At 61.4% G+C, this 15,361-nt stretch carries 11 protein-coding genes; 7 read left to right on the plus strand and 4 right to left on the minus strand.

From position 1 onward, the window contains the following. Nucleotides 1-15: 15 nt before the first annotated feature. The 4 genes from cynS to BLW80_RS01155 form a co-directional block, all read right to left on the minus strand. On the minus strand, nucleotides 16-504 hold the full coding sequence (gene cynS, locus BLW80_RS01140; RefSeq protein WP_092146678.1) for a cyanase: 489 nt from the start codon (nucleotides 502-504) through the stop codon (nucleotides 16-18). Between the two features lie 39 nt (nucleotides 505-543). Beyond that, on the minus strand, nucleotides 544-1,434 hold the full coding sequence (locus BLW80_RS01145; protein WP_093756499.1) for an ABC transporter ATP-binding protein: 891 nt from the start codon (nucleotides 1,432-1,434) through the stop codon (nucleotides 544-546). A gap of 226 nt (nucleotides 1,435-1,660) precedes the next feature. Then, complete coding sequence (gene ntrB / locus BLW80_RS01150) at nucleotides 1,661-2,500, minus strand: nitrate ABC transporter permease (RefSeq protein WP_093756500.1); 840 nt, start codon at nucleotides 2,498-2,500, stop codon at nucleotides 1,661-1,663. A gap of 196 nt (nucleotides 2,501-2,696) precedes the next feature. Further along, nucleotides 2,697-4,082, minus strand: coding sequence for a CmpA/NrtA family ABC transporter substrate-binding protein (locus tag BLW80_RS01155; RefSeq protein ID WP_093756501.1), 1,386 nt, complete (start codon nucleotides 4,080-4,082; stop codon nucleotides 2,697-2,699). Nucleotides 4,083-4,248: 166 nt separating this feature from the next. Here BLW80_RS01155 and BLW80_RS01160 point away from each other — a divergent pair, with 166 nt between their 5' ends. From BLW80_RS01160 to BLW80_RS01190, 7 genes are all read left to right on the plus strand, one after another. After that, nucleotides 4,249-6,153 carry a sigma 54-interacting transcriptional regulator gene (locus BLW80_RS01160; protein ID WP_093756502.1) on the plus strand — a complete coding sequence of 635 codons (1,905 nt, stop codon included), beginning with the start codon at nucleotides 4,249-4,251 and terminating at the stop codon, nucleotides 6,151-6,153. A 144-nt stretch (nucleotides 6,154-6,297) separates the two neighbouring features. After that, a complete protein-coding gene (locus tag BLW80_RS01165; protein ID WP_170849541.1) occupies nucleotides 6,298-7,416 on the plus strand; it encodes a tetratricopeptide repeat protein in 1,119 nt (372 codons plus the stop codon). A gap of 165 nt (nucleotides 7,417-7,581) precedes the next feature. After that, nucleotides 7,582-8,283 (plus strand): hypothetical protein, encoded by a 702-nt coding sequence (locus BLW80_RS01170; RefSeq protein WP_093756504.1) that lies wholly within the window; start codon nucleotides 7,582-7,584, stop codon nucleotides 8,281-8,283. 216 nt (nucleotides 8,284-8,499) lie between these two features. After that, on the plus strand, nucleotides 8,500-10,059 hold the full coding sequence (locus tag BLW80_RS01175; RefSeq protein ID WP_093756505.1) for a Wadjet anti-phage system protein JetA family protein: 1,560 nt from the start codon (nucleotides 8,500-8,502) through the stop codon (nucleotides 10,057-10,059). Then, a complete protein-coding gene (locus tag BLW80_RS01180) occupies nucleotides 10,049-10,699 on the plus strand; it encodes a DUF4194 domain-containing protein (RefSeq protein ID WP_093756506.1) in 651 nt (216 codons plus the stop codon). The genes BLW80_RS01175 and BLW80_RS01180 overlap by 11 nt, the downstream gene beginning before the upstream one ends. Then, nucleotides 10,696-14,130 carry an SbcC/MukB-like Walker B domain-containing protein gene (locus BLW80_RS01185; RefSeq protein WP_093756507.1) on the plus strand — a complete coding sequence of 1,145 codons (3,435 nt, stop codon included), beginning with the start codon at nucleotides 10,696-10,698 and terminating at the stop codon, nucleotides 14,128-14,130. Before BLW80_RS01180 ends, BLW80_RS01185 begins: the two co-directional genes overlap by 4 nt. After that, nucleotides 14,127-15,320, plus strand: a complete 1,194-nt coding sequence (locus BLW80_RS01190; protein ID WP_093756508.1) for a Wadjet anti-phage system protein JetD domain-containing protein — start codon at nucleotides 14,127-14,129, stop codon at nucleotides 15,318-15,320. The genes BLW80_RS01185 and BLW80_RS01190 overlap by 4 nt, the downstream gene beginning before the upstream one ends. Nucleotides 15,321-15,361: the final 41 nt, after the last annotated feature.

Consider the following 15,361-nt stretch of genomic DNA (forward strand, 5'->3'; position numbering starts at 1 on the left):
CTGCTGAGGTCGCTCCTACCCCTCCTTGAACCCATATTCCGGCACATTGCCCGTCGCGCCGTAATACTTGTACGGCAGGAACTTGCCGGACATCGTGATCTGCACGCGGTCGCCCTTCGGATTGGCGATGCGCTGCATCACCATGTCGAAATCGATCGCCGACATGATGCCGTCGCCGAATTCCTCCTCGATCAGCGCCTTCCAGGCCGGGCCGTTCACCATCACCATCTCGTAGAAGCGATAGATCAGCGGATCCTGCGGCGGCATCTGGACGTTTTCGGCGCGCATCGGGATCTCGTTGAGCATCGCAGTCTCGCTCTTCGAGAGGCCGAACAGCTCGCCGGCATTGGCCGCCTGCGGCTTGGTCAGCTTCATGTTGCCGAGAATGGCGCCGACAATCAGCACTTCGGAATAGCCGCCGATCTGCTCGCAGATATATTTCCAGGTCCATTCCTTCTCGCGCTTGATATCGAGCAGCTTTTCGGTGAGGTCGGATCGCAGCATGATGGTTCTCCTTCGGTCGTGAGGCTTCGGGTGACGCGGCTAGCGCGTCGCGCTGTGAAGAGACGGCATCGTTGGCGCCTCGGGGAATGCGGGCCGGACCACCGGCACATGGCGCGGGTCGTGGTGCGGCGTGGTGGCGGTGAACGTCTTGCTGCGCGTCACCAGGAAATCGATGATGTGGTTGCGCAGCGCGTAATAATGCGGGTGCTTGTGTAGATCGATGCGCGAGCGATCCCGCGGCAGCGGGTTCTCGACGATCTCCGCCAGCACGGCGCCGGGGCCGTTGGTCATGAGGAAGATCTTGTCGGCGAGATACATCGCCTCGTCGACGTCATGGGTGATCATGAAAGTGGTCTGGCCGGTCTCCAGCGTCACGCGCCGCACCTCGTCCTGCAGCGTGCCGCGCGTCAGCGCGTCGAGCGCCGAGAACGGCTCGTCCATCAGCATGATCTTCGGCGTGATCGACAGCGCGCGCGCGATGCCGACGCGCTGCTTCATGCCGCCGGACAGTTCCGACGGCCGCTTGTGCTCGGAGCCCGTGAGGCCGACCTTGTCGATATAGGTCTGCGCATGCGCGCGGACTTTTGTTTTGTCCCACTTGCGCCATTTCGACGACACCGCATAGGCGATGTTGCCCATGACCGTCAGCCATGGCAGCAGCGCGTGACTCTGGAAGATCACCGCGCGGTCGAGGCTGGTGCCGGATATCTGCTGGCCGTCGACGATGACGGTGCCCTCAGAGGGCTCATCCAGCCCGGCGAGAATGTTCAGCACCGTGGTCTTGCCGCAGCCGGAATGGCCGATGATGCAGCCGAACTCGCCCGATGGCATCGACAGCCACAGATCCTCGAAGATCGTGGTGCTGCCGTTGCCTGATGACGCCGGATAGCGCTTGGCGATGCCTTCGATGGAGATGAATTTGGTGGTCATGACGATACTTTCAGCGACGCGCCACTCCTTCTCCCCGCTTGCGGGGAGAAGGTCGGGATGAGGGGGAGCCGCAGCGACGTCGTGCTGCCGAGAGTCCCCCTCACCCGACTTCCACGCGCTGCGCGCATTACAGTCGACCTCTCCCCGCCTGGCGAAGCTTCGCTTCGCTGTGCGGGGCGAGGTAAGGAAGGAGCGGCATTCATCAAGATTACAAATCGCATCAGCATCACTCCGGAAACGTGACCATGCGGGTGAAGCGCGCTAATATCTGATCGAGCAGCATGCCGACGATCCCAATCAGCAGGATCGCGATAATCACATTTGTGATCGATAAATTATTCCATTCGTTCCAGACGAAGTAACCGATGCCCGTTCCGCCGACCAACATCTCGGCGGCGACGATCACCAGCCACGCGATGCCGATGGAGATGCGCATGCCGGTGAGGATGGTCGGCGCGGCCGCAGGAAGAATGACGGTGAAGGCGCGGCGGAAGGTGCCGACTTCCAGCGTGCGCGCGACATTGATCCATTCCTTGCGCACGGCGGCGACGCCGAAGGCGGTGTTGAGCAGCATCGGCCATACCGAGCAGATGAAGATCACGAAGATCGCCGACAGCGAGGAGTCCTTGATGGTGTAGAGCGCCAGCGGCATCCACGCCAAAGGCGAGATCGGTTTCAGCACCTGGATGAAAGGATCGAGCGCCTTGTTCATCAGCGGCGACATGCCGATCAGGAAGCCGAGCGGGATCGCGACGATGACCGCGATCAGATAGCCGAGCCCGACGCGGCCGATCGAGTAAGCCAGCTGGATGCCGAGGCCCTTGTCGTTCGGCCCGTTGTCATAGAACGGCCGCTTCAGGTGCTCCCAGAGTTTGGCGCCGACATCGAGCGGCCCGGGCATCGCCGATTTGCCCGACGTCGCCGTGAGGCCCATCAATTTCGCGTATTCCGGCGACATGGTGCCGACCGTTGCTGTCTGCCGCGTGGCAAGGTGCCACACGCCGATGAAGGCGAGGAAGATCGCGATGGAGACGACGGCAGCGCGGAAGCGAAGGGATTGGATCACTGCCTTCTCCCCGCTTGCGGGGAGAAGGTGGACCGGCATAGCGCAGCGACGCCGGGTCGGATGAGGGGGACTCTCCGCGCGCTGCGGAGCGTGCGGAGAGTCCCCCTCACCCGACTTCCACGCGCTGCGCGCGCTCCAGTCGACCTCTCCCCGCAGGCGGGGAGAGGCAAGGAAGAAGCGCTCGCGGCGTTCATCGTCACGTCGCCTTCCTGATCTTAAAACTCGCCAGATATTCCTTCGGCTTTTCCGGATCGAAGGTCTTGCCCATCACCGCGAACGACTTGTAGCTCGTCGTCGGTGGCGTCAGGCCCATTTCCTTCATCACCTTGGCGGTGTCGGTGGCAAGATAGATCTGTTCGGCGACGCCCTTGTAGTCGACATCGCCCTTGATCTGGCCCCAGCGCTGCATCTGGGTCATCATCCACACCGCAAAGGACTGCCACGGGAACGGATCGAAATCGACGCGCTTGGCATCGGTCTTGATGCCACCGAGGCCGTCGGCATAGGTGCCGGTCAGCACCTGCTCCAGCACCACCGGCGGCGCATTGAGATAGGCCGCGGGCGCGATCGCCTCCGCAATCGACTTGCGGTTCTCCGCCTTGGACGCATAGGCGGTGGCATCGACGATCGCACGCGTCAGCGCGGCGAAGGAATTCGGCGACGTGGTGATGAACTCCTTGGACGCCGCGAACGAACAGCACGGATGACCGTCCCAGATCTCCTTCGACAGGATATGCATGAAGCCGACGCCGTCATAGATCGCGCGCTGGCAGATATTGTCGGGCGCCAGGAAGCCATCGATATTGTCGGCGCGCAGGTTGGCGACCATTTCCGGCGGCGGCACCGAGCGCAGCTGCACATCGGTATCGGGATCGATGCCGTGTTCGGCGAGATAGTAACGCAGCAGATAGTTGTGCATCGAATAGTCGAACGGAATGGCGAGCTTGAAGCCTTTCCAGTCCTTCGGATCGCGCTTGTCCTTGTGCTTCATGGCCAGCGTGATGCCCTGGCCGTTGATGTTCTCGATCGCCGGCACGGTATAGGGGATCGGCTGCGATCCGAGGCCCAGCGAGATCGCGATCGGCATCGGCGCCAGCATATGCGCGGCGTCATATTCCTTGTTGATGGTCTTGTCGCGAATGACGGCCCAGCCGGCGGTCTTCACCACTTCGACATTGAGGCCCTGCTTCTTATAGAAGCCGAGCGGATCGGCCATGATGATCGGCGTCGCGCAAGTGATCGGAATGAAGCCGACCTTGAGATCGGTCTTTTCCAGCTTGCCCGCGCCCTGCGCAAACACCTCGGTCGCCGTCTTGATCGGGAAGAACTGCGACAGCGCCGCCAGCGCGCTGGACGCACCGACCGACTTCAGGAAGGCGCGGCGTGCGACCTCCTTCGGGAACACCGCGCGCATCACCGCCGAGGCGACGACGCCCTCGTAGCGTTTGTCCTCGGTCTCGGGAATGTCGCAGCGAAGCTGCAGCGTGGCCTCATGTTCGGACTGGCTGGCATGCTGGCCGCAACTGCAGGCGCCGGCGCGCAAGCGGCGGGCGGGATCGAACGGATTGTCGAATGTGGACATGTGACCTCCTCGGTGACGCTCCGGTCAATTACGCAAGGAGTGTGCCATCCCCGCTCCCGCCGGAATGTCCAATCGCCGCAGGCATTTCGGGCCTGCATTGGCCATTACGAGAATTCGTGCTACACGAAAATTCGTAGCCTGATTACGATTTTTCGGAGTTTTGCCGATGGATTTTGCAACGGCCCAGCCGCATGATTTGCGGACCATCGCCTTCGATTATTCGGTCGAGCCGACGCTGCTGCTCGATCCCCATGCCGACCAGATCATCGACGCCAATCCGGCTGCCTGCACCCTGCTCGGCTATGACCGCGCGCTGCTGCGCCAGATCAAGATCAGCGCGCTGCATGCGGGCCAGTTGCCGGCGCTGATCGTGTTCACCCAGGCGGTGCTGGCCAAGGGCTCCTACTGGACCAACACGCTGACGCCGCGCCACGCCACCGGCGAAGCGTTGCAGCTCGAATATGCGGGATCGCTGGTGCCGCAAGGCGAACGCGCGCTGCTGCTGCTCACCATGAGCGATCTCGAGCAGCGTCGCCGCCGCCATGTGGACGCCGCCGCCGAGGATCACATGCGCGGCGGCATTGCCGCCTGGCAGCGCGTCGAGCGCGTGTTTCAGGACATCGAGCGCGAGAACCAGTTGATCCTGCGCGCGGCGGGCGAAGGCATTTACGGCGTCAATGCCGACGGCAAGACCACCTTCGTCAATCCCGCGGCGGAGCGCATGCTGGGCTGGACCGCCGATGAACTGGTCGGCAAGGAAATCCACCCCATCGTGCATCACAGCCATCACGACGGCAGCCACTATCCGGATCACGACTGCCCGATCTATGCGGCGTTTCGCGACGGCGCCGTGCACAATGTCGACAACGAGGTGTTCTGGCGCAAGGACGGCTCGCCGGTCTGGGTCGAATACACCTCCACGCCGATCCGCGACCGCCACATGGTGGTCGGCGCCGTGATCGTGTTTCGCGATGTCAGCCAGCGCCGCGAGGCCGATGAAAAGCTGCATGCCGCGCTGGCCGAAGTCGATCGGCTGCGCGAGCGTCTCGAACTCGAAAACGCCTATCTGCAAGAGGAAATCCGCATCGAGACCAATCCGCGCGGCATCATCGGCCAGAGCGAGGCGATCCAGAAGACGCTGCGGCAGGTCAAGCTGGTCGCGCCGACCACCGCCGCGGTGATGATCACCGGCGAGTCCGGCACCGGCAAGGAATTGATCGCGCGCGCGATCCACGAAGCCTCCGGGCGCCGCGACCGGCCGCTGATCCGCGTCAATTGCGCGGCGATCCCGCGCGAATTGTTCGAGAGCGAATTCTTCGGCCATGTCCGCGGCGCCTTCACCGGCGCGGTGCGCGACCGCATCGGCCGCTTCCAGCTCGCCGATGGCGGCACGCTGTTTCTCGATGAGGTCGGCGAGATCCCGCTGGAGCTGCAGGGCAAGCTGCTGCGCGTGTTGCAGGAAGGCAATTTCGAACGCGTCGGCGAGGAGCGCACCCGCTCCGTCGATGTCCGCGTCATCGCCGCCACCAACCGCAACCTCAAACAGGAGGTGGCGCGCGGACGGTTTCGCGAGGACCTGTATTTCCGGCTCAACGTGTTTCCCGTGGAGTCGGTGCCGCTGCGCGACCGGCGCGAAGACATTCCCCTGCTGGCGCAGCACTTCCTGCTCAGCGAGAAACTGAAATCCGATCTGCGCCTGTCCGAGGGCGATGCGCGGCGGCTGTCGCGCTACGACTGGCCGGGCAATGTGCGCGAGCTGCAGAACGTCATCGAGCGCGCGGTGATCCTGGCGCAGAACGGCCGCTTGCGGATCGACCTGCCCGATGCGCCCGGCCCGCATCAGGCGACAGGTTCGCATCGCGTGAAGTCCGACGCCCGGCCGGCGGTGATGACGTCGGCCGAACTGCGCGATCACGAACGCAGCAACATCCTCGCGGCGCTTGCCGCGACATCGGGCAAGGTGTTCGGCCCCGGCGGCGCGGCCGAACTGCTGGACATCAAACCGACGACGCTGGCGTCACGGATGAAGGTGTTGGGGATCGAAGGAATGCGGACAAGGACCGGCGCCTAGCGCAGCGTCAGTTGAGCGTCCCCCCGAAATCGGTACATATTACTTTCATTTCGGCGGGGGCCTGTGAAAGCTATGCAGCGTAGTGATCCGCGCCACAACAGGTCAGGTCTTTGTCCAATGCATCCGCGGATCTGGCGAACGTCGATGGCATGGATCCTGTCCACGCAGCTCATAGTCGCAGGCGGAGCGGCACACCTCGCCCAAGCCGCCGATCCGCAGCCGACGCTTGTTCTCTCAGCCTGCCACGGCATGGCCTCCGCAGCGCCGTTCGAGCCAACTTCGAATGCCAGCACTGCAGCGGAAAGAGAAAGAGAGTTCGTTAGAACGATCACCGACCATATGTATGGCGAAGGTTATGAGCGTTCAGTGCAGCAACTGACAGACGCCATCAAGCGCAATCCAACTAACTCCATCTTCTATATCACGCGTGGCCAAGCCCATTATGGGCACCACGAATTCGCCCGCGCTGTGGAAGATTTCAATCATGCGATCATGCTCGATCCCGATTCCTGGATCGCTTACTCTGGGCGTGGAGAGGCTTATGAGCGCATGTTTGAACATGATCACGCCATCGACGACCTCGACAGAGCTATTCAACTCTCTCCTCGCAATGCCCGAGCGCTCACTTTCAGAGGGTCTGCTTACCTCAACAAACGAGAATATGACCGGGCGATCGACGATTTCAGCAGGGCGAACAAGCTCGATCCGCGATGCTCCGCTGTCCTTGTCGCCCGGGGCACGGCCTATGAGCTGCAGGGAGACCGAAACAGCGCAGTCGCCGACCATGATGCGGCCCTTGAACTCAATGCGAGGTGGCTGAATCCTCGCGGCTTTACACTGCGCGCGAGCGCATATGGCAAGACAGGTCAGTACGACCTTGCAATACGGGACCTTAGCCAGGCTCGTGGACGCGATTCCAGAAATGTCAGCTTTTGGAATAACCTGTGTCTCTACCGGGCGATAGCGGGCGCTTTTGACAAGGCGCTTGCCAATTGCGACGAGGCGCTACGGCGTCAGCCAGACGACCCGCATGTTCTCGACAGCCGAGGCTTCACCTATCTCAAGATGGGCTCGCTCGACGAAGCTCTTGCTGACTATGAGGCCGCGCTTCGTAAGGATCCCAAGCTTGCAAATTCGCTATATGGTCGCGGCGTCGTGAAACGATTGAAGGGCGACCTCGCCGCCAGCGAGGCCGATCTGGCATCAGCGCTGGCCATCAAGCCAAGTGTAGCTGACGAAATGGCGAAAAATGGCGTGAAATGATCCGCGTGGCGATCAATCGTCCGCAGCCCGAGCGGAGCTTTTGCGTCCCGGAATGACACCAAAGCCCAGCCGCACCCGTCCGGCACCCAGCCACGCCTCGCTTGCGCTCTCCTGCAATGGGTATATATTCCAATCTCGATTGACCGCAGTCTAAAGGGAGTCAGCATGCGCTATCCTGCCTATCCTCTGTTTCCCTCCAACATCCGCGTCATCGACTCCTCCGCGGATACGGTGGCGCGCGTTCGGGTCGATGCCGATCCCGGACCGCCTCCCGTTCCGGGCGGCCGCCCCAAGGGCTGCAAGAAGCTGCACACCAATGCCACGGTCGCCGCGGCGCGCCGCCTGATCGAGGAGACGACGCTGACCTACAAGCAGATCGCGGCGAGGACCGGCGCGACCCACGGCACTGTCGGGCGCTGGGCCCGCGAGGGCGGCTGGCAGCGTCACCCGTTTGCGCCTGTGGCCAGCGATACCTTGCGGGGCGCCCGCGCCGGCCGCCGGCTGAAGCTGCGCGTGCTGCGCGAGAAGCTGCAGGCGCTGGCCGAGCGCTGTGTCACTGAGCTGTGGAACAGCCCCACGGTCGATCTCGACCGGCTGATCCAGGCCATGCAGGTCGTGAAGATGGCGCGGCTGGAAGCCATGGGCAACCGGCGCCCGCGCCGCCACCCCGATGCGCCGGCGCGCACCGGCCAGGACTGGATCGAGCGCGACACCGCGATCCGCGCGGCGCTGAAGGAGATGCGCCGCGGCGGCGTCACGATCGACCGCATCCCCGATGAAGCCATGGCCCTGCTGGAGGACGCGCATACGCCGCGCGAGCGGGACAACGCGGCGTTCCGGCCGAGGGGGAAGAGACGGAGGCTTTAGACGTGGACGAGTTTATTTGCCGAACTCGGCATCTATCCATCAACAACTGAATCGTAGGAGGATTAATTTAGCAGCCTCAGCATGCGGCGATGTCATCGCAAACAATTTAGTGATCGCGTTCAACTATTCTGGCTGATTGTTTATTCGATTAAGCCAACGGAGGTATTCGCTTGACCCTTTAGGATGCACCAGCCAATTTCCCGACGGGGGAGATTCATGGCAAGTTTAACAGCGCGCTCTTCGTCGGACGGCCAGCGTCCGCAATTGTTCGGCCAACTGGGCGCAGACATCTTCACTGTCTTTTCCGGAGGAAACCGTGTGCTCTACGAGCATGCCGTTCTCGCCGTTTACAAGGAATTCTATCGCTCCGACCTACTTTTCCCAACAGAGGCCGAGATTGTCGGCGTCATCTACAGCTGCCTCACCCGCGAGCCCACTCTCTGGGCCGAGGATGAGGCTGCGGTGGACCTCGATCGCCTCGTGACCAGGAGTGGCCGGCGCGTAAGGCGCCGCCGGGTCGCCGGCGTGGACGATCAAGGCACGGGAGCGGCCATCAGCCGATCGCGGCACATCTATAATCGGCTGCTCCAAACGGGTTGGCTGGACGAAGCAAGCTACGGACTCAAGACCACAGTCGAAATGCCGTCAGGCGCCATGCGCCTTGCCGAGTTTCTTTGCTCGCTTCAGGAAGGCGGCGCAGAACAGCTGGGTGGGCTCGTGGTCGAAGTCAGGAATGCGATAAACGCCGTGCGGGTAAAGCCCGCCGAGAATGCGTTGGGTCTCAACAAAGCTGCACAGGACGCCGCCCGCTTCGGCCGTTACCTGAGGAGCGTGCTCTCCGCTCTTCGCGAAGTCGATCGCCAAATTCTGTCGTCAGACACGCTGGCAGACCGGCTGCGCCACTATTTTGAGGATTTCGTGGAGCGCGTGCTCCTGCGCGACTACACGTCCATTACGACGACGGCACACCCCTATCGGCACCGGAGGACGATCCTTGCCTCGCTCGATGCTCTCGAGGATTCCGAAATCGATCTGGCTGCCGTCGCCGACGCCTATCTTGAAGCCCGGCTCGTATCCGATGGACAGGCGGCGCGGGATCTCGTGCAGGAGGATCTGTTCCGGATCCGCGGCGTTTTCGAGCGGATCGAGGAGTCGTTCGAGGCGATCCAGCAACATCGGTCCAGGCTGGAGACGCGGCTTCGCAACGTTGTCCGATATGCCGGCCGCCGCACGAACTTTCTCGAACGCAGCGAGCACGTCATCCAGGCCCTCGATGACGCGCTCGCGAGCGGCACGATAAAACTTACGATCCGTGGCTCGATCGAACCCCGTGTGGCGATGATCGCAGCAGAACTGCTGGCCCGACCGCGGGGCGCACGTCCTGAAATCTCCGATACCGACCTTGCGTTGCCCGCGCCCGATCCCTTGCGTGAATTCCGCCGCATGCTCGAACGCGAATATCTCGATCGTCTCACCATCTCTCCTGCCAAAGTGAGCCGATTTCTTGAGCGCCGGGTCCCGCCTTTCGGCGCGACCACTGCGGCATCAATGCGCATCGAGACCGTCGACGATTTCCTAGCCTTCGAAGCAGTCAGGATCATGGTTGCCGGAGGCCTAGTGGTGCAGGATGGCTCGCGGCTGGCAAAGGCGCTCGAAGGACGGTTCGAATTCGTCGTCACCGGAGAACGAGTCTCTAACGAGTGGCTCGACTGCGCCGACTTCCGCGTCGCGCGCCTCGACGACAGCATCACGCTGGAGGCCGGTCATGTTGCTTGAGTTCACCACGCTCGAAAGCACCAATCCGCGCGGCTTTCTGAGGGTCACCCAACTCATCGCGCATCTCATGCGCAACCAATTCGTCCATGCTGAGGATCGTGGCGCCGCGCCGCTGCTCGAAACATTGCACCGTCCCGAGCTCAACAAGCTCGTCGAGGCCTATTTCGATATTGCCGGCTATCGCCTGGTTCATCGCCAGACCGAAGGATGGGCGGGCATTCTGCCGGACCTCGAACGAGCGTTGCTGCCACGCATGCGCATTGACGAGACCGTCGTCCTTCTCGTTATGCGCCGGCTATGGGAGGAAGCGCTGCGGAATGACGAGATTTACGACAACGGAACCGTGCGGACGACCTTGAACGAGGCCTATGATGCCTATCAAAACATCGTCGCCGGAACGCGACGCGCCGGCCTCACGGCAAATGATTTTCGCGATGTCCTGCAAACGCTCGAAAGGCGGTCTATCGTCCGCCTGGGAGATCTCGATGCCGATGAGCAGAATATGGAGCTTGATATCCGCGCGCTGGTGACCAGCGTTGCCGGTGATGATTTTCTTGCATCCTTGGAACAGCTCCTCTCGCGCCCGGTCTCGGCAACGGCGGATGCAGACGATCGGACCGGAGCGGGAGGCGACGCATGATGGAATTGCGGCGCATCGTCCTCATCAATTGGCACATGATGGCGCGGGCCGACCTCGATCTCGCCGGCGACGCCGCGATCCTCGGTCAGAACAGATCGGGCAAATCCACAATCATCGATTTGATTCAGGCCATCATGGCGGGCGGTTCGTCCCGGCTATACAAATTTAACAGATCCGCAGGCGAAAGTGGCGGCAAATCGGATCGGACCCTCGGCGGGTACTGCCTCGGGCAACTCAACGAGGACACGTTTCTCAGGCCAAGCGCAAGAAGCCATATCGCGATCGTCTTCGAAGATCCCGAACAGGAACGGTTGCCCGTGAGCTTGGGACTGTCCATCGAAGCAGCCCGCGGCCAGCAGACCGAAGTGGTCGGGCATTTCGTGGCAGAGGGCGTGCGTGTCCACACGACGATGCTGCTGGAAGAAACCGACGGCGCGCTGCGCCCCGCGCCCTGGCAGGCAATCCGGCGACGTCTTGAGCAAGCCTGCTCGGGATCCGGCGCGGCCTTGCACACGCCCGACGACGCCAAGACGTTCATCCGAGAATATATGCGCGTGCTGTTCACCGGTCGTCGCACCTCTGATCCGGAGAGGTTCGTGCGCACATTCGTTGCAGCGCTGTCTTTTACCGACATCGCATCGGTCGAACAATTCGTGCACCGTTATCTCCTTGAGCCCAAGCCGATCGACATCGCAGAATTGAGGGATTCGATCGGCCGCTACCAAGAGATTCAGAAGACCATCGCTGAGCTCAATCTCAGGCTGGAGGCGCTGAAGGACATCCAGAAGCAGATCGGACAATTCGAACACCTGCTCCAAGAAGAAAGCACCTGCCGCGCCATCGAAAAAACCGCAGCGCTCGTGGAAGCGCTCGGCGGCCTGATGGCAAATGTCCAAGCGCTCAGATTCATGTCGAATGAACGTGAGAAGGTCGCATCCGAGTTTCGGCAAACAGAGATTGAAATCGCGCGTGAGAACGATGCGTTAGCCTCCATCCAATTGGAAATCGCGGCGACAGGCGTGGCCGGCAAGCGGGCGATTGTCGAAGGCGAGATCAAGACACTCGACCGCGAACATGCCTTCGTGGCGGAGCGGCTCGCTACGCGCTTTCTGCGTGCCGCGCGGGCCATACAGCTGCTCGATTCACGCGACAAGCTCGGAGTAATCAATCCCGGTGAACTCCTACAATCACTCGAACGGGTAAAGGACGCGAGCCGCGGACTTGCGCCTCCGGATTGGCCACAAGATCCCGCGACCATGGAGAGGTTACTCGCCGCAGTCGCCGATGCTGCCACGGCTCGAATGGAAAAAGCGACCAAGAGCCGCGACGATTCGATTACTTGGTACAACAATATCGAAGCCGAAATGAACAAGGATCGCGCACAGCTTGCCGAAGCACGCCGCGGTCTGATCAGCCTCAATGCGACAACTACGCAACTTATGGATGCCCTGCGACGCGAAGGCATGCGCCCTCGCACACTTTGCGAAGTCGCCGATGTCCTCGACGAGACATGGCGCAATGCAGTCGAGTCATTGCTGACGCGCGATCGAGAAGCGATCATCGTCGATCCTGAACATGCTTATCGCGCCACCGAAATTTTGCGCCATGGCCGCGGTGCCTATCCGGGCTGTCGTGTGGCCAACACCCGCAGGCTGCAGTCGCGGGCGATCACGCCAGAAAGCGGCACACTGGCGTCGATGATCCGCAGCAACGATCCGCTCGCCATGGCGTTCGTCGTCTACCGGATTGGTAATGTGCGGCTTGCCGCCGATCAGCAGGAGTTGCTGTCGGGCGGCCGCGCCGTGATGGCCGACGGTGCTTATTACGATGGGCTGATCACGGAGATCCGCCGCGCCGAAGGCGCCAAGATCGGTCGCGCGGCGGCCCCATTGATGGCGGCCGAGTTGCAACGGCGCCTCGACGAGAATGAAAAACTGTTAGATGTGCACAGCCAGAACAAGCGATTTTTCGAGGATGTCATCCGGCGGCTTGAGGACTGCAGCGCGCCCGTCAAAGACGGTGAGCAGCTCGATAACCTCGCGCTTGCCCTCGGCGATCTCATGGACAAGCGCACCGATGCACGGCGACGTTTTGAAGCAATCTCAGCCGAGACCGATCCACAACTAAATGATGCGGAACAGAGGCTAAAACTGCATCTCAGCCAGCTTGGGAAGCGGAGAGATGATCTGAACCGGCGAGACGCCTCCCTCGGTACGGAAATTGAGGAGATCGAACGCAAACTCGGTAGCTCAGTCCATCTCTTGGGTTCCCGTGATTGCCTGGCGCACCGGAGGCGAATGTTTCGTGATGCCGTAGCATCAGTCCACCAGCTCAAATCACTCCGTGAAGGCTATAGGCGACTTCGTCCGCGATCGCCGGCTAAAATTGCTGCTGATATGGCGGAAGCGGCCAACACAGCCTGGAAAGAGCACCGCGCGCTTGATCAGGATATTCGTACGGCGCTGGGGCGCTATAAACTCACCTTCCCCGACGCACTGGAAGGTTATGCCGAGGCTTCGATTACCGGCACCGTCAAGCCATGGGTCCGCGACGGCATCGCGACGCTCGAAGGCAACGAACTGACGCGATACCGTCAGCACGCCGACGAGGCAGCCGAACGAATGTCAAAACTGTTCAAGACGAATTTTATTCACGAACTCAACAATCGTTTTGGCCAGCTTGACTCGGAAATGGAGAAGCTGTCAGCGGCCCTGAAGACACGCCCGCTGCATGGGGAGACTTACCGGCTCGTTCATTCACCACGGACTGAACAGGAGGACCTCTACCGCCTCGCACGCGATAGCGAGAGCGACGAGACCGTACTCGATGCCTTGTTCGGACGGGCCGAACCGCGTGACGAGCGGCATGCGCGGGCGCTCAGGCAGGTCGAGGAGCTGTTGGTCGACGAGAATGTCGACTTCAAGATCTATCAGGATTATCGCAGCTACTTCACCTATGACCTCAGACTGCGGGACGTCGCCACGGGACGAACCACGAGTTTCGATCGCCGGCGCGGCGTCGCCAGCGGCGCCGAGCGGCAGGTCCCGTTTTACGTAGTCATCGGTGCGGCGCTCGCCAGTGTTTATCATGGTGCGCGTCAGACTTCTGTCTCGAAGAAACGCGGTATCGGACTCGCCGTCTTCGACGAAGCCTTCAGCAAGATGGACGGCCCCAACCAGAGGACCCTGCTGGATTTTTACCGGGAGATTGGGCTCCAGGTGGTGATCGCCGCGCCTACGGAAAAGCGCGCCGCCGTCTACGAGAATCTCGATTATATTATCGACGTCTTCCGCAGCGGAGACGTTTCCATGGCGGAATCCGTCAAGATCAAGGAACGTGTCCGCACGGAGATGCGGGCTGCCAATCCGCAACATGCGACGGATGATGAACTCACCGAACGGCTTGCTCTGCCAACGAGGGCTGCGGAATGAGCCGACGCCAGTTTTCGACAACGTCATCTCTCGTCAAAGACCTGCTCGCACGCTACGAGAAGAATCCCGGCGCAACCAATCTGATCGCAGCGACCGGCAATGTCTTCGCGACGGTCGATCACAGCGACGCATTCGATGAGGAACTTGCCGAGCTCGAACGCGCGGGCGGCATCGAACGCATCTGGAAAGGCCACAAATCCGAGCGGTTCGTCACCAGCGTCAGACTGAAGAATGCCGACGTCCTGTATCGGCGGGCCGGCCGACGACCATCAGGCGAGTTGGCAAGTGAATCCGTTTCAAGTTTACGCGCGAGAGCCGATCTGTCGGAGGGCGCCATGCGTCTGATCGATGACGTCGTCGACGCATGGACGCGCGGCGTTTCTCACATCGGCATCGCTTTCGGCGAGGCGGACGTACTGGCCCGCGTGATCGATCTCGCCATCGCGGTGCATCTTCGGCTTACCGGCGCCTCTTCAATTGAACAGGACTTCCGTACATTCTCGCGATTGACCGTGGGCGACAGCAAGGCTCTCGAAAAGAATGCAAGGTCGGTGATCCCTGCGATGCAAAAGATCTTCGGGACGGACGACGAACAAGCGCGCCTTGATCCTGAGGAACTTTTGGCCAGCGCTGGTATCAAGCGCCTGCCGCAACCGCTTTTGATTCACGGCCCCGTTGCGCTGAGCGGCCGATCATTCCCGTCGATGTCCTATGTGGGCATTCCGACCGAACGCGTCCATGACATCGAGCTTCTGCATGAGCCCGATTACGTCCTCACGATCGAGAACTTCACATCTTTCGTTCGCCATGTGCGAGAAATTGCGCAGCGCGAGAAAGCGCTCGTATTCTATTCTGGCGGCTTCCCCTCTCGCCCGACACTCGCAACCATCGCACGTCTGGCAGCGGAAGCCCGCGTTCCAACATTTCATTGGGGCGACATGGATATAGGAGGCGTTCGAATATTTCAGCATATCGAGCGGAAGCTCGAGGGTTACGGCATTAGCCTTCGCCCGCATTTGATGGACAAGGCATTGCTCGCACGGGTCGGGACCATGTCATCGACCGCCGGCAATACAATCAACAGCATAGGAACAAGTGCCATCGCCGAACTGGCCTATTTCATCGCAGAAAGCGGCCTAGCGCACGAGCAAGAGGAATTCGACCCGCAAAGTCCACGTGCAATCCTCTAGGCGATCATCTGACGCACATCTCCCTTCTTCAGCGAGTTGCC

Origin of the sequence: Tardiphaga sp. OK245 (assembly GCF_900108575.1) — a bacterium.
Lineage (GTDB): Bacteria > Pseudomonadota > Alphaproteobacteria > Rhizobiales > Xanthobacteraceae > Tardiphaga > Tardiphaga robiniae.

Bases quoted from the DNA above. Each gene is read 5' to 3' on its own strand.
- cynS (WP_092146678.1), bottom strand. From the start codon at position 504: ATGCTGCGATCCGACCTCACCGAAAAGCTGCTCGATATCAAGCGCGAG.
- BLW80_RS01145 (WP_093756499.1), bottom strand. From the start codon at position 1,434: ATGACCACCAAATTCATCTCCATCGAAGGCATCGCCAAGCGCTATCCG.
- BLW80_RS01155 (WP_093756501.1), bottom strand. From the start codon at position 4,082: ATGTCCACATTCGACAATCCGTTCGATCCCGCCCGCCGCTTGCGCGCC.
- BLW80_RS01160 (WP_093756502.1), top strand. From the start codon at position 4,249: ATGGATTTTGCAACGGCCCAGCCGCATGATTTGCGGACCATCGCCTTC.
- BLW80_RS01165 (WP_170849541.1), top strand. From the start codon at position 6,298: ATGGCATGGATCCTGTCCACGCAGCTCATAGTCGCAGGCGGAGCGGCA.
- BLW80_RS01170 (WP_093756504.1), top strand. From the start codon at position 7,582: ATGCGCTATCCTGCCTATCCTCTGTTTCCCTCCAACATCCGCGTCATC.
- BLW80_RS01175 (WP_093756505.1), top strand. From the start codon at position 8,500: ATGGCAAGTTTAACAGCGCGCTCTTCGTCGGACGGCCAGCGTCCGCAA.
- BLW80_RS01180 (WP_093756506.1), top strand. From the start codon at position 10,049: ATGTTGCTTGAGTTCACCACGCTCGAAAGCACCAATCCGCGCGGCTTT.
- BLW80_RS01185 (WP_093756507.1), top strand. From the start codon at position 10,696: ATGATGGAATTGCGGCGCATCGTCCTCATCAATTGGCACATGATGGCG.
- BLW80_RS01190 (WP_093756508.1), top strand. From the start codon at position 14,127: ATGAGCCGACGCCAGTTTTCGACAACGTCATCTCTCGTCAAAGACCTG.